Source organism: Mycobacterium palustre (assembly GCF_002101785.1).
Taxonomy (GTDB): Bacteria; Actinomycetota; Actinomycetes; order Mycobacteriales; family Mycobacteriaceae; genus Mycobacterium; species Mycobacterium palustre.
Genome location: NZ_LQPJ01000136.1, coordinates 246,301 through 266,450, shown reverse-complemented (window position 1 = coordinate 266,450; position 20,150 = coordinate 246,301). Strand labels below are relative to the sequence as shown.

The following is a 20,150-nucleotide window of genomic DNA, read 5'->3' as shown; positions in this document are numbered from 1 at the left end:
TCTCCACCCCGTTATAGGTGACCTTCGACCCCGGATCCATCACCAACCCAGCCCGCGACGCCACCATCGTCAACTTCGTCTTCGGCGTGAAGTCGCCGCGGAACTGCCCGTAAACGAGGACCAAGGCCACGGCGGCGACGACCAGCATCGCTACCCCTGCCCACTTGTAGGGCGGGTTTCGCTGCGGGTTGATCTGCGCGGGTGACGACGTGGTCATGGCGGCTACACCGTCAAGGCGAAGTTGGGGTTGACGCCGTAGAGCGCCAACGCGGCGGCCAAGACGACGACCTGCACCGACACCAGCGAGAAGCGCATCGACCGGCCGACGGCCTCACCGACGCCGACGGGGCCGCCGCCGGCGTTGTAGCCGTAGTAGCAGTGGGTGATCATGACGACCGCCGTGATGATGATGGCTTCCACGAACGACCAGAACACGTCGTCGGGGCGCAGGAACGTGCGGAAGTAGTGCTCGTAGGTGCCGTGCGACTGCCCGTAGAGCACGGTCGTGGTGATCTGCGGGGACAAGAACGACATGATCATCGCCAGCGCGTAGAGCGGGATGATCACCACCAGCCCGGCCATGATCCGGGTGGTGCCCAAAAACGAGACCGACTTGACGCCCATCACCTCCAGGGCGTCGATCTCTTCGGCGATCCGCATCGCGCCGAGCTCCGCGGTGGCGCCGGCGCCGACGGTGGCGGCCATCGAGATGCCGGTGACGACGGGGGCGGCGATGCGCACGTTGATCAGGGCGGCGAAGAAGCCGGTGAACGCTTCGACGCCGATGTTGCCCAGGGACGCGAAACCCTGGATGGCGACGAGCGAGCTACCGGACAGCGTCACGAAGCCGACGATCGCCACGGTGCCGCCGACCACCGCCATGGCGCCAGTGCCCATGCCGATCTGGGCGATCAGCCGCAGCGTCTCCTTGCGGTAGTTGCGCAGCGCGTGCGGGATGTTCGCCAGGCACACCCCACCGAACCAGGCCATCCGGCCGATGTCGTCGAGCCCGCGGCCGAACGCCCCGCCGTAGCGGTCGAGGTTTTCGACCGCCCTGGGAAAGCGGGCGCGGATTACGGCACCGGTCGACATGTCAGCGCCCCGTCCCGAATCGCACACCGATCGTGGTCAGTACGACGTTCACCGCATACAGCGCGACCACGCACAGCACCACGGTTTCGTTCACGGCGGTCCCAAGCCCCTTGGAGCCGCCGCGCACGGTCAGGCCGCGGAAGCAGCCGACCAGCCCGGCGATCAGCCCGAACACCGCGGCCTTGACCGTCGCGATGACCACCTCGGGCAGGCCGGTGATGGTGGTCAGGGTGGCCAGGTAGGCGCCGCCGGAGACGTTTTGCAGGTAAACACCGAAGAGGTAGCCGCCGACGAGGCCGACGGTGATCACCAGCCCGTTGAGCAGCGTGGCGACGATGGTCGCGGCGATCACCCGGGGCACCACCAGCCGGTGGATCGGGTCGATGCCGAGGACCTCCATCGCGTCGATTTCTTCGCGGATGGTGCGCGCCCCGAGGTCGGCGCAGATCGCCGTCGAGCCGGCGCCGGCCACCACCAGCACGGTGGTCAGCGGGCCGAGCTGGGTGACCGCGCCGATCGCCGCGCCCGCGCCCGACAGGTCGGCCGCGCCAAACTGGGCCAACAGGACGTTGAGCGTGAAGATGAGCAACACGGTCAGCGGGATCGAGACCATGATGGTCGGCAGGAAGGCCACACGCATGATGAACCAGCACTGCAGGACGACCTCGCGCCACTGGAATGGCAACCGGAACAAGGCTTTTCCGGTCAACACGCACATTCTGAAGAATCCACCCACGAGGGTCAGCGGCGTCTCCAGCTGATCACGCAGATAGCCGACCAAATAGGGGCCGCGTCGATCTGTCGACGTCGAGGTCACCGCTTCCCCCTCAACCCGGCACCGCCCGCCTCGTGGTCCCGCGGCGGATCGTGTCGCACTCCTCGCCCCCTCGCTGCTACCCCTCCGTGTGTGACCATCGGCTCCCTACCCGCAAGTAGTAACGGAGACCACAGGAATGTACCCGATGGCCCTTCAGGTGTGAACCGCATCCGCACAATTAACCCTTCGTCAACAGCGAGCAAACGTTACAGTCCGAGTCAGCCCTCCTCTCTTAGGGGTAAATCCGTTGCGGCCCCGGCATTTTCGGTCGCGGCCGCGGCACCGTAGCGCACCCGCAGTTCAGTTTTGAGCACCTTTCCGGCGGGATTGCGAGGCAGCGCATCGACGATCTCGAGCGCCTTGGGATGCTTGTAACGCGCCAGCCGCTCGGCGAGGAACTCCTCCAGGTCGTCGAGCCGCAATTCGCCCCCGGTCACGGCAGCGACCGCGATGGGCACCTCGCCCCATTTCTCGTGCGCCCGCCCGACGACGGCCACCTCGACGATCCGGGGGTGCCCGGCGAGCACGTTCTCCACCTCGGCGCAGTAGATGTTCTCGCCGCCGGAGATGATCATGTCCTTCTTACGGTCCACCACCCAGACGTAGCCGTCCTCGTCCATCCGGACGAGGTCTCCGGAGTGAAACCAACCGCCGGCGAAGGCCTCCGCGGTGGCCTCCGGGTTGTTCCAGTAGCCGCTCATCAACGTCGGCGCGCGGTAGACGATTTCGCCCACCTCGCCGACGGGGACGTCGTTCATGTTTTCGTCGACGACGCGGGCGGCCACCGTGGGGATCACCTTGCCGACCGATCCGCGTTTGCGAATCGCGTCCTCGCCGAGCAGCATGCAGGTGACCGGTGACATTTCCGTCTGGCCGAAGGCGGCCAGGATCTGGGTCCCGGGAAACACCGCCGACATCTCGCGCAGCAACGCGTCCGGCGCCGGGGCGGCGCCCCACGACATCACCCGCAGCCTTAAGTCCCGCGGCCGTGCCCGCTGCTCGGCGCACACGGCCTGCCACTGCGCGGGCACCAGGAAGATGCCGGTCACCTTTTCGGCCTCCAGCACGTCGAGCAGCTGGCCCGGGTCGAACGCGCCCAGCGGATAGATCACGGTCGGCGTGCCGAGCAGCAGGGCGGTCAGCAGGTTGCCGATGCCGGCGATGTGGAACAACGGGACCCCGACGAAGCCGACGTCGTTGTTGAGGTCGACGCCGTTGGTGTAGAGGCCGGTCATCGTCTGACCGGTCAGGTTGGTGTGGGTGAGCACCGCGCCCTTGGGCCGGCCCGTGGTGCCCGACGTGTACATGATCAACGCCGGCGAGTCGTTCTGGATGTCGACGGGCCGGTGTCGCTCCCCTGGCTCGTCGATGAGGTCTTCGTAGCCGAAGACGCGGTCTTCGGTCGCGGCCCCGGCCACCACGATCGTGTCGAGCGACGGCTGGATGTCCCGGACGCCGGTTGCCACCGGGGCCAGCACCGCCTCGGTGATCAGCACGCGAGCATCGCAGTCCTCGACCAGGAAGACGATTTCGGCGGAGGTGAGCCGGAAGTTCAGCGGGACCGCGATGGCCCCCAGGGCGTTGATGGCCAGCACCGATTCGACGAACTCGGTGCGGTTGAGCATCAGGATCATCACGCGGTCGCCGAGGCCGACCCCCCGACGGCTCAACGCGTCGGCCAGCCCCCCGACGCGGCGGTGCAGGTCGGCCCACGTGACCGTGTGGCCGAGGAACCGCAGCGCCGTCGCGTTCGGCTGCATCAGCGCGTGCCGCTCGAGTTGGTTGACCCAGTTCTGCCGCCGAGCCAGGTAGGGCTGCTCGGTGTCCTGTGTCAAAGGGCTGGCCAACTGCGCGGTCAACTGCTGCCTCCCCTTCACCTCTCGCACCGCTTGCGCCAGGTTGATATTTGATAAAACATGGTGTTGTGTGGGTCACACTATGGCTTTGACGTCCCCCTGACAAGACCCGGCCAAGCGCCCCCAAGCCCGTGAAAGCCCTGGCAGCCCGCGTGAACGCACCGACATCTGCGCAGCCGAGGACCCGGCGGCCGCTGCGCCGGGCGCAACTGTCCGACGAGGTCGCCGGCCACCTGCGGGCGGCCATCATGTCCGGGAAGCTGCGCCCGGGCACCTTCATCCGCCTCGACGAGACCGCGGCCCAGCTCGGGGTGAGCATCACGCCGGTCCGCGAGGCCCTGTTGAAATTGCGCGGCGAGGGCATGGTGCAGCTGGAGCCGCATCGCGGTCACGTCGTGTTGCCGCTGAGCCGGCGGGACATCGAGGACATCTTCTGGCTGCAGGCGACGATCGCCAAGGAGCTGGCCGCCGCGGCCACCGACCACATCACCGACGCCGAGATCGACGAGCTCAACCGCATCACCGATGCCCTGGAGGCGGCCGTCGGCTCCAGCGACGCCGAGACCATCGCGGGCATCGAGTTCGCCTTCCATCGGGTCTTCAACCAGGCCAGCGGCCGGATCAAGCTGGCGTGGTTTTTGCTCAACGCCGCCCGTTACGCGCCGTTGCTGGTGTACGCGGCCGATCCACAGTGGGGCGCGGCCGCGGTGGAGAACCACCGGAAGTTGGTGGCCGCGCTGCGCCGGCGCGACGCCGCCGCCGTGATCGAGCACGCGGTGTGGCAGTTCAGCGACGCGGCGGATCGGCTGGCCGTGATGCTGGGCGGCACCGGCGTCGTCGGCTGAGCGGCCCATCCGGCTAGTCGTTGGCCAGCTGTTCGGCGCGCTGCTTGAGATTGTTGGCGAGGTGGTCGAGCACGTTGTTGGCGAGCTGCTTCACCATCGGCGCCGGCACGGGCATGTTGGTCTCGACGTCCATGTCGACCGTCAGCAGGCTCGACGAGCCCGTCTCGACCACGCTGAACAGCTGCTCCTGCTTGGTGAACAGGTCGCCCTGCTGCAGCACGGTCTGGATCTGGTTTTCCCCCGGGTAGTACACGGCCTGGATGAACGTGGCCTGCATGCCTTGGTAGTCGGCGTCGAGCCGCAGCTGGCTGGGGCGCCCGTCGTCGTAGCGGGCCAGCACCCATAGGCCTTGAATCTCCTGGTTCCACTCCGGGTAGCGCTCGAAGTCGGCGACGATGCCCATGATCGACGCGGCGTCGGCGCTGACCTCGACGGTCTTGCTCAGAACTGGCATTGGCGAAGCATAGCGGGGCGCGCCCGTGCCGAAACCGCGCGCCCGGGGCCCGATTTCACCGCTCAGCCGGCCACGCTGGCCGTCGACAGCAGCGAGCGAATGGCGTCGGGGATCGGCACCGGCTTGCGGGTGGCGCGATCGACGTAGACGTGCACCCAGTGCCCGAGCGCGGTGATCGGTTGCGCCCCGCCGTGCTCGGCGGGCCGGAACACCCCGAGCCGATAGGTGACGCTGCTGCGGCCCAGGCGCGTCACGGCGAGCCCCACCGCGAGGCTTTCCGGGAAATGCAGCTCGGAAAAGTAGCGGCAGCCCGACTCGGCGACGATGCCCAGCGCCGGCGTGCTCAGCGGGTCGAGCCCGGTGCTGGTGTTGATCCACGCGTTGATCGCGGTGTCGAACAGCTGGTAGTAGACGGCGTTGTTGAGGTGGCCGAACATGTCGTTGTCGGCCCACCGGGTTCCCACCGGCCACAGCACCGGGAAGTCGCGGCTCGTCAGCCCGTCGGGTGCGGGCGGGATCGCGGGACCGGAAGCCATGGTTGTATTCCAACATGTTTCACATTCGCGGCGCCGTCCTGGAACGCATCGGCTCGCCGCGGCCCTACGCCGAAACGCGCCCCATCAGCGTCACCGAACTCGACCTCGACGGGCCGGGCGCCGGCGAGGTCATGGTCCGCATCGAGGCGGCCGGCGTGTGCCATTCCGACCTGTCGGTGGTCGACGGCAACCGGGTGCGGCCGGTGCCGATGCTGCTGGGCCACGAGGCGGCCGGCATCGTCGAAGCGGTCGGCGACGGGGCCGACCTGAGCGTCGGCCAGCGGGTGGTGCTGGTGTTCCTGCCGCGGTGCAACCAGTGCGCGGCCTGCGCCACCGAGGGGCTGACGCCGTGCGAGCCGGGCAGCGCGGCCAACACCGCGGGCACCTTGGTCGGCGGAGGGATCCGGCTGAGCCGGGCCGGCCAACCGGTGTATCACCACCTGGGGGTCTCGGGCTTCGCGACGCACGCGGTGGTCAACCGGGCCAGCGCCGTGCCGGTGCCGCCCGACGTGCCGCCCGAGGTCGCCGCGCTGCTCGGGTGTGCGGTGCTGACCGGGGGCGGCGCCGTGCTCAACGTCGGTGATCCGCGCCCGGGCCAGTCCGTCGCCGTCGTCGGCATGGGCGGGGTCGGCATGGCGGCGATGCTCACCGCGCTCACGTACGACGACGTCCGCGTCATCGCCGTCGACCAGTTGCCCGAGAAGCTGGCGGCCGCCCGCGCGCTGGGCGCCCACGAGACCTACACGCCGCAGCAGGCCGCCGACGGCGCCGTGAAGGCCGCGGTGGTCATAGAGGCCGTCGGGCATCCCGCCGCGCTCGAGACGGCGATCGGGCTGACGGCCCCGGGCGGCCGGACCGTCACCGTCGGGCTGCCGCCGCCCGGCGCGCGGATCAGCGTGTCCCCGTTGGGATTCGTCGCCGAGGGCCGGTCGCTGATCGGCAGCTACCTGGGCTCGGCGGTGCCCAGCCGCGACATCCCGCGGTTCGTGTCGCTGTGGCGGGCGGGCCGGCTGCCGGTGGAGTCGCTGGTGTCGTCGACGATCCGGTTGGACGACATCAACGAGGCGATGGATCATCTGGCCGACGGCACCGCCGTGCGCCAGCTCATCCGGTTCGACTGACCCCGGTCCCCAGCGCGCTGGACAGCGCCTGCCCTTGGAGCGCGAACAGCCTGCGGGAAAGCGAGAGGTCGGGCAGCAGGGAATCGAACCCGTGGCACGCCCCGGGGAACACGTGCAGTTCGGTGGGGACGCTGGCGCGAAGCAGCTGCAGAGCGTAGTCGACCGCCTCGTCGCGAAACGGATCGACCTCCGCGCAGGTGATCAACGCCGGTGGCAGACCGCTTAATTGGGTCCGGCGCGCGGGCACGGCGGCCGCGGTTCCCGCGGCCGCGCCGAGGTAATAGCGCCACATCAGATCCGCCGCCTCCCCGTCGAAGGCCGGGCTGGCACCGAACTGAGCCTTCGACGGCGTCTCGCGGTCGTCCAGCACCGGCTGGTGCAGCAGCTGGAAGGCGAGCGACGGCAGCGACCCGTCGGCGGCGCGGTGCGCCAGGCAGGCGGCCAGGGCGGCGCCGGCGCTGCTGCCGGCCACCGCCAGGCGCGCCGGGTCGACGCCGAGTTCGGTCGCGCTGGCCGCCACCCACCGCAGCACCGCGGCCGCGTCGTCGAGGGCGGCCGGATAGGGGTGCTCGGGGGCCAGCCGGTAGTCGACCGACACCACCGCGCAGCGGCCCCGGCACGCCAGCTCCACGCACTGCCGGTGGTCGGTGTCCAGGTTGCCCAGGGCGAACCCGCCGGCGTGGCAGTACACCACCGCCGGCGCCGGTGCGTCGCCGCCGCCCCGATAGATGCGCACGGCGATGCCGCCGTTGTGGGAAGGGACGCGGTCGTCGGTGATGCGCACGCCGTCGGCGTCGGTCTGGTCCGCCGCCTCCCGGCGGCGCTGGTTGAACGGCTCCCGCATGAGTTGGATTGCGGCCAGCGAGAAGTCGGTGCGGGTGGTGGCGACGGCGCGCAGGGCCGGATGCAGCCGCTCCCACCCGTCCAACCGCGTCATCGACGCCGCCGGTCCGGCGCCGCGAAGGTGCAGTCGGCGGCTTTGAATCTGCGGGTCATTCCCCAGAACCTACCCGCCGCGCGGCAGCGGTCGCTTCATCGCCTCTGAAGGCATTGCCCGCCGTCGACGACCGGCTTCGACCCGGTGATGAACGACGCCGGCGATCTCGGCCGGCTGCCCGAAGCGCCCACTTGGAGGACCCGTAGGCGCAGTGCCGCGGGACGAGACGGATCGCCCCCGTGCTGCAGATGTTGACGACGGCGGCGGGCGCGGCCGCGCGGAGCTGCTCGGACGTCGCCTGGATGCCGAGGAAGGCGCCGAAACAATTGACGCGCCAAGCGTTTTCGAAGCCCTCGGCGGTCTCGTCGGCCAGCGAGGCGCGGTGCAGCACGCCCGCCCCGGTGACCAGGGCGCTCACCGAGCCGAATCGGTCGATCACCGCGCCAACGGCCGCCTCCCACCGCGCGGCGGCCAGCTCGTCGGCGCGCCGGTCGCAGGCGGCCACCGAAAAGCCGTCCGCCAGGAGCCGTTTCGCGATCGCCCCACCCTGTCCGCCGGCCGCGCCGGTCACCACCGCGACGCGCCGATTCATGATGACGCAACCTCGGGGCTGTCGGGGCGCGTTTCGGAACATCCTGCCGATGCCGTCGTGACCCGCGAACGTTTAGCCGTAGACGCAGAATTCGGCGTTTCCGGCGTCCAGGGCGGGCGCGTAGGCGGCGATCAGCCCGGGGATCGCGGCGTCGTCGTCGGTCACAGTGCCGTCGCCGGCGTGGCTGCCGCTGACCGGGCCCGTTTCGGTGGCCGGTGGATCGAGACGACGGCGCCCGGGACCGTCGGATCCGTGGTGGCGCCAACGGGTTCCGCGCACATCGAGATGGTCAGGCCGGCCCGCCCGACCATACCTCGGTGCAGCGGTCGCCGCCCTCGGATCCCAGCGACATCGTCTCGTGCGAATAGAGCAGTGGGTGGCCGTAATAGTTCTTCATCGGCTAGTCGAGCCGGACTAGCCCCGAATCCACCGGCGAACCGGGCGGCGCGTCACATAGCAGCGTCTCGGTGGAATCGACGAGGGCGCTGGGGATTCCGGCGGCCGCCAGCGCGTAGCCCTTGAATCGGCGCGCCGCGGCGCTGAGCACGTGCTGGGCGCGGGTCACCGAGCGATTGACACCCAGCGGCCAGCCCTCGCCCCACAGGGCCACCTCGGTCAGGCGGTCACCGAGGGACTTGAGCACCTTGTCCCTGACGAGGGGATCGGCGCTGAACGCCTCGGCGCTGACCGCCAGGCAGTGACTGGTCGACCCCGCCAGGGCGGACCGCGCCTCCGGGGCGGCCGCCCGCACCCCGAGGATGCGCAGCGGGCGGGTATCGCACTCGTGGGTGAGCAGCGCGGTCACCTCCCAGCCGGCCATCACCCGGTCATAGAGCCAACCGCCGGCGAATTGCACGATGTCGGCGGCGCTGTCGGCGACGACGTCGAGCCGATAAACCAGACACGCACCGCTCGCCCGGGTCGCCCGCGCGGGGGCGACCCGGCTGCCGCGGCCGACGTCGAATGTTGGAGTGACCATCGATCCGTTCCTCACCGCGCACTTCGGGGTGCGCTGGCGTCCTGGGTGACGTGACTCACCGGACAGCGTGACACTTCGACGGAATTTTGTAAAGCTCCGAAGACGCGGTCACGACCCGCGGCGCGCCTCGAGTTCGCCGAGCACCTCGTCGGTGTGTTGACCCAGTTTTGGCGCGACGGAACGCGGCGCCCACGGCGTGCCGTGAAAGTCGGCGGGCGTGGCCACCATCGCGACGCTGATCGGTCCGTCCGGAACGTCGACGATCCCGCCGGCGGCGTGGAACTGTTCGTCGGCCACCACGTCCTCCAGCGAGTTGACGGGCGACCAGAAGAAATCCGGCTCGTCGGCGAAGATCTGCGCCCACTCGTCAAGCGGGCGGGTCGCGAAGATCTCGTCCAACTCCGCGATCAGCTGCGCGGCGTTGGCAAAGCGGGCGCGCGCATCGCGGAATCGGGGATCGTCGAGCCACTCGGGGCGCCCGACGGCGCGGCACAGCGGCGGCCAGTGCCGGTCGCCCTCGAGCCCGACGATCCAGAACCGCCGCCCGTCGCCGGCGGCGTAGTTGTTCATGCAGGGGTTGGCCATCGCTTCGCGCTGGCCGATCGCGATCGGCTGACCGGTCAGCAGGTAGGTGTTGAGGTCGAAGCTGACGGTGTAGGCGCCCTGGCGGTACAGCGAGGTGGTCACCAGCTGGCCGGTGCCGGTGCGTTCGCGGGCCAGCAGCGCCGCGCACACCGCCGCGGCCATCGTCATGCCCGCCGAGTGGTCGCCCATGCCGCCGCGTTGGAAGGGCGGCGTGTCGCCGGGCCGCGTGAGCAGGTGGGCCACGCCGGCGCGGGACCAGAACGCGGCCACGTCGTAGGCGGCGCGGTCGGCGTCGGGCCCGGTCTCGCCGTAGCCGGTGATCAGCCCGTAGACCAGGCGGGGGTGGCGGGCGTGCACCGACTCGAAATCCAACCCGAGCCGCTGCAGCGCGCCGGGGCGCACGTTGGTCAGGAAAACGTCTGCGTCGCAGAGCAATTCGAACGCGGTGTCGCGTCCGGCGTCGGTGGTGAGGTCGAGCACGACGCTGCGCTTGGACCGGTTGTCCATCTCGAACGGCGGGTTGACGCCCAGGTCGCAGCCCAGCATCCGACCGAACAGGCGCCCCGGGTCGCCGGTCGGCGGCTCGATCTTGATGACGTCGGCGCCCCAGTCGGCCAGGATGCCGGCGGCTGCCGGTCCGGCCACCCAGACGCCGAGCTCCACGACCTTGATGCCCTCTACCGGTCCGGCCATGCCTGGCACCCTATCCGTCCGTCGAGCGTGCGCCTGGGCGTTCGGTGTGCGTTCAGGGCGGTCTGTGTGTTCTCAGGGCTTTCGCTGTGCGCCCTGGGCGGCGACACGCCGAGGGGCCGCGCCGCCACTACACACTCGGCGCCCTGAACGCACACCCGGCGCCCTGAACGCACACGCGCCGCCCCGAACGCACACGCGCCGCCCTGAACGCACACGCGGCGCCCTGGGCTTTTCGGTGTGCGCTCACGGCTTTCGCTGTGCGCCCTGGGCGGCGACACGCCGAGGGGCCGCGCCGCCACTACACACTCAACGCCACCACTTCACACCCGGCGCCCTGAACGCACACCCGGCGCCCTGAACGCACACGCGGCGCCGCCACCGCACAGTCATCGCCGCTATTCTGCAGTGATGCAGCGGGATGGCGTCGCATGAGTCTGGTCGCCGGGCGCGGTCCGCTCAGCGCTGATCCGGCCGGGCGGTTCTCGCCCGCCATCCCCGCCGATGTCGTCTACGTCGAGCCGCACCCGCGGCGCGTGCAGGCCGTCAAGGACGGCCGCGTGGTGCTCGACACCGAGCGCGCGCTGATGGTGCACCGTCGCGGCCGCCCGCTCAGCTACGTCTTCCCGGTCGGGGAGGTCGGCGACCTGCCGGCCGAACCGGAGCCGGAGGCGCCCGGTTTCGTCCACGTCGCGTGGGACGCGGTCGACACCTGGCTGGAGGAGGGCCGCGAACTCGTCCACTACCCGCCGAACCCGTACCACCGCGTCGATTGCCGCCCGACCAAGCGACGCCTGCGCGTCACGGTCGCCGGCACCACGCTGGTGGACACCGACGACACGGTGATCGTCTTCGAAACCGCGCTGGAGCCAAGGCTTTACGTCGACCCGGCACACGTGCGCACCGAACTGCTGCGGCCCTCGCGGACGTCGAGCTACTGCAACTACAAGGGGTTCGCGACGTATTGGTCGGCCGAAGCCGTCGACGACGTCGCCTGGAGCTACCCCGACCCGCCCCCGGAAAGCCTGCCCATCAAGGGATTCCTCAGCTTCGACGCCACGCGCGCCGACGTCGTCGCCGAGTTGCCGATCAGCCCGGGTAGCTAGGCCGCCCCAGCTTGAGCGCGTGCTGGGCGATCATGTTGCGAAAGACCTCGAGCGTCCCGCCGTAGATCCCCAGCGGCAGCGCCAGCCGGAACAGGGATTCCACCGCGCCGTCGGTGGCCGAGCCGGGGGTGTCGGTGGGCAGGGCCGACGGGGTGCCCAGCATGTCCATCAGGTCCGGGGTGATGTCGCGCATGGTCTGCGCGATCGCCACGCGCCCGAACATCCCGGGGGTGGACAGCGCGGCCTCCAGCCGGGCCACGTCCCGGCCGAGCCGGTATTTCACCGACTCGTCGTCGACGTCGGCGACCAGCGCCGCGACCTTGTCCACGACTTCCGCCATCAGGTCGCCGTGGCCGGCCATCGCCGCAATGTATTGCAGCCCATGGTCTTCCGGGTCGACGATGCCGTGCTCGGAGTCGAGCGCGGACCGCATCACCGCCCAGCCGCCGTTCACCTCGCCGATGCGGTAAAAGTCGTCGACGCGCACGTCGCTGTAGAAGACGATGTTGGTGCGGTCACCGTCGAGCGTGCGGATCGGCTGGATCTCGATGCCCGGCGACGAGAGCGGCACCAAAAACATGGTCAGGTTCTTGTGTTTGGGTCCCTGCGGGTCGGTGTTTGTGAGCAAAAAGACGTACTGGGCGTTCTGTGCGTTCGAGGTGAACATCTTGGAGCCATTGATAACCCAGCTAGATCCGTCCCCGTCGCGGACGGCGCGGGTCTTGCAGGTGGCGACGTCGGAGCCGCCCTCGGGCTCGGTGTAGCCCAGGCACAGCCGGATCTCGCCGGAGAGCACCCCCGGCAACACCCGACCGGCCAGCTCGGGCGCACCGAACTGCTGCACCAGGCGCGCGACGACGGACGTGGTACCCCAGTGGTACCAAGGCGTGTGGGCCCGGGCGATCTCGAGCTCGAAGATCCGCCGGCGCACCGGGCTGAAGCCGCCCTCGGACTCCGGCTTAAAGTCGGCGGCCAGATACCCCGCCTCACCGAGCGCCAAATGCACTTGCTCGTCGAAGTTTTCGCCCGTTTCCCGGTCGCGGCGCCGCACCTCGTCGGTCACGTGCTTGGCGATGAACTCCCGGGTCTGCTCGAGGAAGTCCCGGTCCTCGGGGGAGAGGTCGACGCGTGAAAAGTCCATCCTGCCGACCGATCACGCCGCGTTGATGACAAGGGCGCCGAAACGCTCGAGGGTTTCCAGCGCGTGCGCGATGCTGTCGCCGGGCAACCCCACGCTGAGCCACGTCACCCCCAGGGCCGCAAGCTTTTCCAGCCCGTCGAGGTAGGCGTCGGCGTTGAACCGGTCGTCGGCCGGGCTGCCGCCCTCGAAGTTGGTGAACGTGATGTCCACCGCCGACCAGTCCCGTCCGGCCGCGTCGCATCGGCGGCGCAGGTCCTCGATTCCGGCGGTGAGGCGCTGCGCCGAGTCGATGGCGGCGGTGCGTGCGGTGTGGGCGAGTTGGGGCGGTGCGGGGAACGGACACCAGCCGTCGCCGTACTGCGCCACCCGCTGGCGGGCCGCCCCGGTGTTGCCGCCGATCCAGATTGGCGGATGCGGCCGGCTGATCGGGCGCGGGTGCGCGGTGATCCCGCGGGCGGTGAAATGCTTTCCCTCGAACGAGATGTCGTCAGCCGTCCAGATCGCCCGAATCGCCTGCAGCGCTTCCTCGAACAGCTCGGCACGCTCGTCGTAATTCACGCCGAGCGCCGCGAATTCGCGCTTCAGGTAGCCCACGCCGGCCGCCAGCGTGAACCGGCCACCCGAGAGCAGGTCCAGGGTCGCACCGGATTTGGCCACCACGAACGGATTTCGATAAGGCAGCACCACGATGTTGGGGATCAGCCGCAGCGTCGCCGTCCTGGCCGCGGCGAAGCCCAGCGCCACAAACGGATCCAGGGCGTCATGCCCGCCGGCCTCCAGCCAGCGTTGCGAAGGTGCGGGGTGGTCGGTGAAGCCGACCCCGTGAAAGCCCGCCGCCTCGGCCGCCGCCGCCACCGTCGCGATGCCCTCGCCTGCCGCGAGTTCGGGGTTGTAGGGATGGCTGTGCATCGGGTAGGTGATGGTGAAGCGCATGGCCGTGTCCCGCGCGTCAGAACCGCGAGCGGGCGTCGATCGAGGTGTCGCTGATGCGCAGCGGACGGATCAACGCCTCCTGGGCGAAGGAGGCCAGCAGTTCGCCCTCCTCGGTGTGCACCGTGCCGCGGACATACGACATGCCGGCGCCCACCTGCGTGCTCTCGTGGCTGTAGAGCAGCCAGCCGTCCCAGCGCACCGGCTCGTGGAAGGCGACGGAGATCGACATCGGGGCGGTGGACACGGTCAGGTGCGCCTGGCTGGTGCCGATCCCCGGGTGGGCGCGCATGGTGGTCGAGATCCCCAGGTGGCCCGTGAAATAGGCGACCAGGGCCTTGGCCAAATCGTCGCGCGTGGGAATGGGGTCATAGCGCAGCCACGCGTACAGCTCCGGCGGCCCGACCTCGTCGGGGCTGTTGACGTCGACGACGTCGACCAGCCGCAGCTCCCGCCCGATCATGGGCATCTCGGACAGGTGGGCATCGGCCGGCGGCGCGACGTCGGGCCGCGGCAGGTGGTGGCGGATGACGTCGGCGGTCGGGACGTCGGCCAGCACCGTGATGCTCAGGCAGCGGCGGCCGTTCTGCTGCACGGCGACGACCGCGGTGGCGGTGGACCGACCCTCGGCCACGACGTCCACGACCAGTTCGATGGGGGGCCCGACGGCGATCGCGCGAGAGAAGACCGCGTGCGCCGACCGCACCGACTTGTCCGGGAAGCGTTTGGCGACCGCCACGATCGCCTGCGCGAGCACCTGGGTGCCCTCGACCACCTGCCGTTCGTCGCCGCTGGCGATTCCGGTCTCGCCGGCGAACCGGTCCTGCCCGTCGGCCCGCACGTCGAACAGGTCAAGCAGGCCCTGCACCGTCCACTCGGTCTGCTCGGATTCCTCGGAAGCCTTGGTCAATTCCGCTCCACCTCTCGCAGTAGTCGCCCACGGCTCAGCGTGACACTTTGAGCAGGATTTGTAAAGCTCGGCTAACAAATCGCGGGCCGCGGCACGCCAACCGGGCGAAATTGACACCGGCACCCGCGGTGCATGACACTTTTGCGATGTTTTGTAATGCCGGAAGCTTCCCCGAGCCCCTGGCCAACGGGTTTTGCTCCGGTGAGGGCCCGCGCTGGTTCGAGGGCCTGTTGTGGTTGGCCATCGCGTGCGCGCTTGGCGGCCCGCGGCACCGCACGCTTTTCCTGCTGTCGAGCACCGACGCCCATCCCCAGCGGCTCGTCGGCACCCGGTTGTCCCGGGTGGACGCCGCCGCGGTGACCGTCCCCGGCGCCGGGTTGCCCTGAGACGCCGCCGAGAGGGACACGAGTGACGGATTGCTACTACGAGCTGATCGATGACGCCGACCCGCTGGGCGAGAAGTTCGACGCGACCGACCTGGTGCGCAGCACCTGGTCGGCGGAAATCCAGCACGCCGCGCCGGTGTCAGCGCTGCTGGTCCGCGCCCTGGAGCGCTGTGAGCAGCGCGACGACACCCGCCTCAGCCGGGTCGTCGTCGACCTGCTGGGGCCGGTGCCCGCCGAGGGCGGGGTGTGGGTTCGCCCCCGGCTGGAGCGCGCCGGCAAACAGATCGAGCTGGTGAGCGCGGAGATGCACGGACTGGGCCCCGACGGCCGGCCCAGGCCCGTCGCGCGGGCCAGCGGGTGGCGGCTGCAGCGGCTGGACACGGAATCGCTGGCCCACGCGGGGGCGCGGCTGCCCGCGCCGCTGGCCGAGGCCCGAGACCGTGACCTGGCCAAGGACTGGGACCGCAACTACGTGCACAGCCTGGACTGGCGGTGGCTGACCCCGCCGCTGAACCAGGGCCCCGGCGAATCCTGGATCACGCCGACCGTCGACCTGGTCAAGGGCGAGACGATGACCCCGCTGGAGCGGCTTTTCGCGGTGGCCGACTGCGCCAACGGGATCGGCAGCAAGATCGACATCACCCTGTGGACGTTTCTCAACACCGACCTGGCCGTGCATGTGTTCCGGGTTCCCGAGGGCCGGTGGGTCGGGATTCGCGCCGAGACCAACTACGGCCCGGACGGCGTCGGCACGACGGTCGGCACGCTGTTCGACGAGCAAGGCGCGGTCGGCGCCATCCAGCAGTGCGTGCTGGTGCGCCGGCGGCCCGAACCTGGCCGGGAAGCGAAAAGAATGTGACAGTTGATCGATACTTCGTAAGGTTTCAGATATGAGCGTTCCGGCCCAAGCGGCAGAGCCTGACACCTCCACGCGTCAGCGCATCCTCGCCGCCACCGCCGAGGTGCTCGGCCGCAACGGCAAGACCAAGCTCAGCCTGTCGGAAGTGGCCACCCAGGCCGGGGTGTCGCGGCCCACGCTCTACCGCTGGTTCGCCTCCAAAGAGGAGCTGCTCTCGGCGTTCTCCCGCTACGAGCGGAAGGCGTTCGAAATCGGATTGGTCAAGGCCACCTCCGGGCTCAAGGGCACCGAAAAGCTGGACGCCGCACTGCGATTCATCGTCGACTACCAGCACTCGTATTCGGGCGTGCGGATGGTCGACGTCGAGCCCGAGCACGTCATCGCTCAGGTGTCGCGGGCCATTCCCGAGATGCGGGAGGGCCTGGAACGGCTGCTGCCCGGCCCCAACGCCGCGGTGAAGGCGGCGACCGTGATCCGAATCGCCATCTCGCACTACATCGTTCGCAGCGACGACGCCGACGAGTTTTTGGCGCAGCTGCGCCACGCCGTCGGGATCAAGGGCACGCCCTAGCAACCGATCCCCGCGAAGGGCTCACAACAGCACCGCCGCGTTGAGGTAACCGGTCGGATCGAACGCCGCCTTGACCGCCCGCATCGCCGCGATGTCGGCCGGCTCGCGCGACATCGACAGGTAGGCGCGCTTGCGGCTGCCGACGCCGTGTTCGGAGCTGACGTTGCCGCCGCGGCCGGCGATGAGCTCCATCATCGGCGCGTAGAGCGCCCGCTCCCGCTCGACCGGGCAGCGCAGCACGTTGAGGTGCAGGTTGCCCTCGCCGATGTGACCGAACAGCACCGGCACCGCCTCGGCTACCTGCTCCCGGATCAACGTGGCCGCGTCGCGCGCGAACCCGCCGATCGCCGCCAGGGGCAGCGACACGTCGAACTTCAGCGGCGGCCCGAACACGCCGAGCACCTCGGCCACCGACTCGCGAACCCGCCATAGTCGTTGCCGCGCAGCGAGATCCACGCCCACCGCGGGCTCCCCGCACAGCCGCGCCCCGTCGAGCATCGAGGCGAGCCGCTCGGTCTGGTCGTCGTCGGCGGCCAGCTCGACCAGCAGCAGCCAGTCGCCGGGCACCGGGGCGGCCACCCCCAGGTGTTCGGCGGTCAAAGCGGCGGCGCGGCCGTCGATCAGCTCCAGCGCCGCGACGCCTTCGACGTCCCGGAAGGTGCGGCCCGCATCGACGAGCGCCTCGAGGTCGGCGAACCCGCAGACCGCGGTCGCCCGGTGCGAGGGCGTGGGGTGCAGCCGCAGGTCCAGGGACGTGATGACGCCGAGGGTGCCCTCGGCGCCGACGAACAGCGCCGGCAGGTCGTAGCCGGTGTTGTCGCTGCGCACCATGCTGTGCCGGCGCAGCATCGAACCGTCCGGCAGCGCCACCTCCAACCCGACGACCTGCTCGCCCATGTTCCCGTAGCGGACGGTGCGAAGCCCGCCGGCGTTCGTCGACGCCATGCCGCCGATCGTCGCGGTGTCGCGGGCGGCCAAGTCCACGCCGAACACCAAACCGGCTGCGGCAGCGGCGCTTTGCACGGCGGTCAGCGCGACCCCGGCCCCGGCCGTGACGCGGCGCTCGACGGTGTCGACGTCACCCAGGGCGGTGAGCCGTTCGGTCGACAGCAAGACGTCATCGTGCGCGGGAACCGTGCCGGCCACCAGCGAGGTGCGGCCCCCTTGGACGGTGACGTGCGCGCCGGCGTCGCGGCAGATCCGCAGCACCTCGGCCACCTGCTCGCCCGACCCCGGCCGCACCAGCGCGCTGGCCCGCCCCCGGTAGCGGCCGGTGTGGTCGACGCTGCGACCGGCCAGGACATCGGCGTCGGTGACGACGTGCTTGGAGCCGATGGCGTCGGCCAGACTGCGCAGCATGCTCGCGGTTATAGCACCGAAACGTGCCGTGCTTGCCATGCGGCCGCATCAGCCTGCAACCGATTCGAGCCTCCCGCCGCTGACCGACCGGCTCTGTCGCCCGTGGGTGTCTATGGGCACCTCGCCGATCAAGGTGACGCGATGCATCACACGGCGCTGGTCGTCGTAGTCGTCAACCGCGCGGTGTTGGGTGGCGTAGTTGTCCCAGATCGCCACGTCGCCGGGTGCCCAATGCCATTGGATAACGTTCTCGGGCATCGTGATACGCCGTTGCAGCAATTCGAAGAGGACCTGCGCCTCGTAGTGCTCGAGGTCTAGAAAGCCCCGCACCCACTGCCCGAGAAGCAGTGCCCGCTCGCCGGTTTCGGGATGCACCCGCACGACGGGATGCTCGGTGCGGAATTCCGGCGCCGGAGGCGCCGGCCGCAGCGGCTGTTGCTCACCGGGGGCGTCCATGGTGTTCACGGACTGATGGCGGGCAGGGGGGCCGCCGGGGATGAAAACGTGGCCCAGACCTGGAAAGTGGCCGATCTGGTCGTAGCGGCTACTGTGCAACGCCCACAGGTTTTCGGCCAGGTGCCGAAGCGGCTCGGGCAGGGCCGCGTAGGCCGCCGCCGTCGAGGCCCAAAGCGTCGATCCGCCGTAGCTCGGCAGGGTGACCGCGCGCAGTATGGCCGCCTTGGGGTAATTCGGGGCGAACGTCTGGTCGGTATGCCAGTTCGTCGCCTTGCGGTAGTCGGAGTCGAAAGCCAGCCGGTCGAGCGGCGCGCCGAGCAGCCCGGCGAACGCGTACTGCTGCTCATCGTCGAGGTGGTGCTGGCCCCTGAAAAAGATCACCTTGTGGCGCAGCAGCGCCTGACGTATCTGGCCGACGACGCTCGCGTCGAGGTCGCCGCCGAGCAACACTCCGTCGATGCGGGCCCCGATGTGCCTGCCCAATTTCGTGACAGCAAGCGGGGTTGTCGCCGGCATAGCCATCGCAGTGGTCCTTTGTGCGGCCCCGTAACGTGGAGTCAGATCCTACGACACCCGCACCAGCACCGAAAGCGCCCGGCCGTTCCGCCGGAAGGTGTTTCACACGCCCTTTCCACCCTTTTTCCGCCCCCTTTCCGCTCCCTTTCCGCTCCCTTTCCGGGGCTCGGGTATAACCGGCGGACCGGACGCTCCCGAAGCACGGTCACCGGGGGCGGACGCGAAGTTTTTTTCAAGAATTTACAAGTGCGACCGCCAGAATTCTTCTGGCCGGTCTATTGCGCTTCACACTGCTCGTCCCGATTCGAATAAAAAGCCCGCCACGGGGCCGAAATGGTCGCTTGCGGTGGCCACCAACGGATGGAGCGAGCCCCGCGCGGTAGCCGCACATGCGGGAGTGCACGACCAGTTTCTAACGTTGGCAAATTGCGCGCTTGGAATTCGGTACACATTACCAGTGCATGTGCTAGATTCCTGGCCCATGAGCACGATTTCGGGCACCGACAATACCCAGATCAAAGAAACCCGGACTGGCCGGTTACGGATCTTGCTGCATCCCGGCCCAGGTTCCGGCGCGCTTTGCACTGGCACATGCAGTTGCCGCTGCGAAGACGAACGGGTTGTGGAGCAGCCCGCTGGGTCGGGTTGGGCCATGGCGTCACGTAGCTAAACCCGCCTCGGGTAGTGCCTACCCAGGTTAACGTCGGCCCCGGTAGTCATCGACAGACCGGTGCCGGCTTGGTGCCGGATGTGCCGCCGGGTGCAGTTGAGGCGCTGGGTTACGAGGCGCCATTCCTTATTGAGAAGCTTGTGAAAGATAGCGTTGTTGAAACGCCTGAGGAGGCCTGCGCGCTTTTCACCGAGGTGAAGCGATACCTGGTGCTTACCCACGTCGATCAGACAAAACCTGGCAGATGTACTCGGCGTACGTGGATGAGGTATGGCACCAGTTCGTGCTTTTCACCGTGGAATACAGCAAATTTTGCACCAAGTATTTCGGCAGTTATCGCCACCACTTCCCGAGCAATGCGCCGGGCGCCTCCGTCGGCGGCCCTCCCGAAGCCACGTTGGCCGAGTTTGGTGCCCGGTACCGTGAGATCTTCGGCGTGGATCTGCCGCAGGTCTGGGATGACTCGCGCTGCGTAACCCCGCACCGGCGTATCGTGAACCGCTATTGCGGACGATTGGTCTTGGGCTCGGTCGACGGAATGGCCGAGCTGACCGACGGCAGCGGTCGTGTTTTTCTGAGTGTTAACGACATCGCGCGCGAGGCGTTGCGATTTATTGCCGGCACGGGCGCCTTCTATGTCCGTGAACTGCCGGGCGACCTGACCGACGAGGAGAAGATCGCGCTCATCGCCGGACTGGTCGAAACCAGAATCCTCCGTGTCGGTTGAAAGTCCAGGAGGCGC

At 69.3% G+C, this 20,150-nt stretch carries 20 protein-coding genes and 3 pseudogenes; 7 read left to right on the top strand and 16 right to left on the bottom strand.

The genetic code is table 11. From position 1 onward, the window contains the following. From AWC19_RS24475 to fadD5, 4 genes and pseudogenes are all read right to left on the bottom strand, one after another. Positions 1 to 217 (bottom strand): annotated as a pseudogene (locus tag AWC19_RS24475) (MCE-family protein MCE1A); the annotation flags it as partial. A 5-nt stretch (positions 218 to 222) separates the two neighbouring features. Continuing rightward, a complete protein-coding gene (locus tag AWC19_RS24470; protein ID WP_085080659.1) occupies positions 223 to 1,092 on the bottom strand; it encodes an MlaE family ABC transporter permease in 870 nt (289 codons plus the stop codon). Between the two features lies 1 nt (position 1,093). Beyond that, the gene (locus AWC19_RS24465; protein WP_085080658.1) at positions 1,094 to 1,909 is read right to left on the bottom strand and encodes an MlaE family ABC transporter permease; all 816 of its coding nucleotides are present in this window, start codon (positions 1,907 to 1,909) and stop codon (positions 1,094 to 1,096) included. 218 nt (positions 1,910 to 2,127) lie between these two features. Then, positions 2,128 to 3,768, bottom strand: a complete 1,641-nt coding sequence (gene fadD5, locus AWC19_RS24460) for a fatty-acid--CoA ligase FadD5 (RefSeq protein WP_085080657.1) — start codon at positions 3,766 to 3,768, stop codon at positions 2,128 to 2,130. Between the two features lie 149 nt (positions 3,769 to 3,917). Here fadD5 and AWC19_RS24455 point away from each other — a divergent pair, with 149 nt between their 5' ends. Next, a complete protein-coding gene (locus AWC19_RS24455; RefSeq protein ID WP_085080656.1) occupies positions 3,918 to 4,610 on the top strand; it encodes a GntR family transcriptional regulator in 693 nt (230 codons plus the stop codon). 13 nt (positions 4,611 to 4,623) lie between these two features. Here the strand turns inward: AWC19_RS24455 and AWC19_RS24450 are convergent, their stop codons facing one another. Then, positions 4,624 to 5,064 carry an SRPBCC family protein gene (locus AWC19_RS24450; protein WP_085080655.1) on the bottom strand — a complete coding sequence of 147 codons (441 nt, stop codon included), beginning with the start codon at positions 5,062 to 5,064 and terminating at the stop codon, positions 4,624 to 4,626. A gap of 62 nt (positions 5,065 to 5,126) precedes the next feature. Continuing rightward, positions 5,127 to 5,600: an acyl-CoA thioesterase gene (locus AWC19_RS24445; RefSeq protein ID WP_142281386.1), complete on the bottom strand. Its 474-nt coding sequence runs from the start codon at positions 5,598 to 5,600 to the stop codon at positions 5,127 to 5,129. 14 nt (positions 5,601 to 5,614) lie between these two features. Here AWC19_RS24445 and AWC19_RS24440 point away from each other — a divergent pair, with 14 nt between their 5' ends. Next, positions 5,615 to 6,721 (top strand): alcohol dehydrogenase catalytic domain-containing protein, encoded by a 1,107-nt coding sequence (locus AWC19_RS24440; RefSeq protein ID WP_085080692.1) that lies wholly within the window; start codon positions 5,615 to 5,617, stop codon positions 6,719 to 6,721. Here AWC19_RS24440 and AWC19_RS24435 read toward each other — a convergent pair. The 5 genes and pseudogenes from AWC19_RS24435 to AWC19_RS24415 form a co-directional block, all read right to left on the bottom strand. Next, entirely contained in the window at positions 6,705 to 7,658 is a 954-nt protein-coding gene (locus AWC19_RS24435) for an alpha/beta hydrolase fold domain-containing protein (protein ID WP_085080654.1), read from the bottom strand. The genes AWC19_RS24440 and AWC19_RS24435 overlap by 17 nt on opposite strands. Before the next feature lie 130 nt (positions 7,659 to 7,788). Further along, positions 7,789 to 8,250: pseudogene (locus AWC19_RS24430) on the bottom strand (SDR family oxidoreductase); the annotation flags it as partial. Between the two features lie 72 nt (positions 8,251 to 8,322). Then, the gene (locus tag AWC19_RS24425; protein WP_085080652.1) at positions 8,323 to 8,529 is read right to left on the bottom strand and encodes a hypothetical protein; all 207 of its coding nucleotides are present in this window, start codon (positions 8,527 to 8,529) and stop codon (positions 8,323 to 8,325) included. Positions 8,530 to 8,650: 121 nt separating this feature from the next. Further along, positions 8,651 to 9,229 (bottom strand): hypothetical protein, encoded by a 579-nt coding sequence (locus AWC19_RS24420; RefSeq protein WP_085080651.1) that lies wholly within the window; start codon positions 9,227 to 9,229, stop codon positions 8,651 to 8,653. 108 nt (positions 9,230 to 9,337) lie between these two features. Further along, positions 9,338 to 10,507: a CaiB/BaiF CoA transferase family protein gene (locus AWC19_RS24415; protein ID WP_085080650.1), complete on the bottom strand. Its 1,170-nt coding sequence runs from the start codon at positions 10,505 to 10,507 to the stop codon at positions 9,338 to 9,340. A gap of 428 nt (positions 10,508 to 10,935) precedes the next feature. On the opposite strand from AWC19_RS24415, the gene AWC19_RS24410 reads away from it, so the two are divergent. Continuing rightward, complete coding sequence (locus AWC19_RS24410; protein ID WP_085080649.1) at positions 10,936 to 11,610, top strand: DUF427 domain-containing protein; 675 nt, start codon at positions 10,936 to 10,938, stop codon at positions 11,608 to 11,610. Here AWC19_RS24410 and AWC19_RS24405 read toward each other — a convergent pair. The 3 genes from AWC19_RS24405 to AWC19_RS24395 are packed head-to-tail and all read right to left on the bottom strand — an operon-like array spanning position 11,594 to position 14,591. Next, a complete protein-coding gene (locus tag AWC19_RS24405) occupies positions 11,594 to 12,751 on the bottom strand; it encodes an acyl-CoA dehydrogenase family protein (protein ID WP_085080648.1) in 1,158 nt (385 codons plus the stop codon). The genes AWC19_RS24410 and AWC19_RS24405 overlap by 17 nt on opposite strands. Before the next feature lie 12 nt (positions 12,752 to 12,763). Next, complete coding sequence (locus AWC19_RS24400) at positions 12,764 to 13,684, bottom strand: LLM class F420-dependent oxidoreductase (protein WP_085080647.1); 921 nt, start codon at positions 13,682 to 13,684, stop codon at positions 12,764 to 12,766. A 16-nt stretch (positions 13,685 to 13,700) separates the two neighbouring features. Further along, a complete protein-coding gene (locus AWC19_RS24395; protein WP_085080646.1) occupies positions 13,701 to 14,591 on the bottom strand; it encodes an acyl-CoA thioesterase in 891 nt (296 codons plus the stop codon). A gap of 236 nt (positions 14,592 to 14,827) precedes the next feature. On the opposite strand from AWC19_RS24395, the pseudogene AWC19_RS24385 reads away from it, so the two are divergent. The 3 genes and pseudogenes from AWC19_RS24385 to AWC19_RS24375 form a co-directional block, all read left to right on the top strand. Continuing rightward, positions 14,828 to 14,977, top strand: a pseudogene (locus AWC19_RS24385) (SMP-30/gluconolactonase/LRE family protein); the annotation flags it as partial. Between the two features lie 22 nt (positions 14,978 to 14,999). Continuing rightward, positions 15,000 to 15,836 carry a thioesterase family protein gene (locus AWC19_RS24380; RefSeq protein ID WP_085080645.1) on the top strand — a complete coding sequence of 279 codons (837 nt, stop codon included), beginning with the start codon at positions 15,000 to 15,002 and terminating at the stop codon, positions 15,834 to 15,836. A 31-nt stretch (positions 15,837 to 15,867) separates the two neighbouring features. After that, entirely contained in the window at positions 15,868 to 16,407 is a 540-nt protein-coding gene (locus tag AWC19_RS24375) for a TetR/AcrR family transcriptional regulator (protein WP_085080644.1), read from the top strand. A gap of 21 nt (positions 16,408 to 16,428) precedes the next feature. On the opposite strand, the gene AWC19_RS24370 is transcribed toward AWC19_RS24375, so the two are convergent. Beyond that, positions 16,429 to 17,766 carry an FAD-binding oxidoreductase gene (locus AWC19_RS24370; RefSeq protein ID WP_085080643.1) on the bottom strand — a complete coding sequence of 446 codons (1,338 nt, stop codon included), beginning with the start codon at positions 17,764 to 17,766 and terminating at the stop codon, positions 16,429 to 16,431. A gap of 48 nt (positions 17,767 to 17,814) precedes the next feature. Next, the gene (locus tag AWC19_RS24365) at positions 17,815 to 18,738 is read right to left on the bottom strand and encodes a TauD/TfdA dioxygenase family protein (protein ID WP_085080642.1); all 924 of its coding nucleotides are present in this window, start codon (positions 18,736 to 18,738) and stop codon (positions 17,815 to 17,817) included. A 929-nt stretch (positions 18,739 to 19,667) separates the two neighbouring features. Between AWC19_RS24365 and AWC19_RS24360 the strand changes: the two genes are divergently transcribed. After that, positions 19,668 to 20,135 carry a glycine-rich domain-containing protein gene (locus tag AWC19_RS24360; RefSeq protein WP_142281385.1) on the top strand — a complete coding sequence of 156 codons (468 nt, stop codon included), beginning with the start codon at positions 19,668 to 19,670 and terminating at the stop codon, positions 20,133 to 20,135. Positions 20,136 to 20,150 lie beyond the last annotated feature (15 nt).

Bases quoted from the DNA above. Each gene is read 5' to 3' on its own strand.
- AWC19_RS24470 (WP_085080659.1), bottom strand. From the start codon at position 1,092: ATGTCGACCGGTGCCGTAATCCGCGCCCGCTTTCCCAGGGCGGTCGAA.
- AWC19_RS24450 (WP_085080655.1), bottom strand. From the start codon at position 5,064: ATGCCAGTTCTGAGCAAGACCGTCGAGGTCAGCGCCGACGCCGCGTCG.
- AWC19_RS24445 (WP_142281386.1), bottom strand. From the start codon at position 5,600: ATGGCTTCCGGTCCCGCGATCCCGCCCGCACCCGACGGGCTGACGAGC.
- AWC19_RS24440 (WP_085080692.1), top strand. From the start codon at position 5,615: ATGTTTCACATTCGCGGCGCCGTCCTGGAACGCATCGGCTCGCCGCGG.
- AWC19_RS24435 (WP_085080654.1), bottom strand. From the start codon at position 7,658: ATGACGCGGTTGGACGGGTGGGAGCGGCTGCATCCGGCCCTGCGCGCC.
- AWC19_RS24420 (WP_085080651.1), bottom strand. From the start codon at position 9,229: ATGGTCACTCCAACATTCGACGTCGGCCGCGGCAGCCGGGTCGCCCCC.
- AWC19_RS24415 (WP_085080650.1), bottom strand. From the start codon at position 10,507: ATGGCCGGACCGGTAGAGGGCATCAAGGTCGTGGAGCTCGGCGTCTGG.
- AWC19_RS24410 (WP_085080649.1), top strand. From the start codon at position 10,936: ATGAGTCTGGTCGCCGGGCGCGGTCCGCTCAGCGCTGATCCGGCCGGG.
- AWC19_RS24405 (WP_085080648.1), bottom strand. From the start codon at position 12,751: ATGGACTTTTCACGCGTCGACCTCTCCCCCGAGGACCGGGACTTCCTC.
- AWC19_RS24400 (WP_085080647.1), bottom strand. From the start codon at position 13,684: ATGCGCTTCACCATCACCTACCCGATGCACAGCCATCCCTACAACCCC.
- AWC19_RS24375 (WP_085080644.1), top strand. From the start codon at position 15,868: ATGAGCGTTCCGGCCCAAGCGGCAGAGCCTGACACCTCCACGCGTCAG.
- AWC19_RS24370 (WP_085080643.1), bottom strand. From the start codon at position 17,766: ATGCTGCGCAGTCTGGCCGACGCCATCGGCTCCAAGCACGTCGTCACC.
- AWC19_RS24365 (WP_085080642.1), bottom strand. From the start codon at position 18,738: ATGCCGGCGACAACCCCGCTTGCTGTCACGAAATTGGGCAGGCACATC.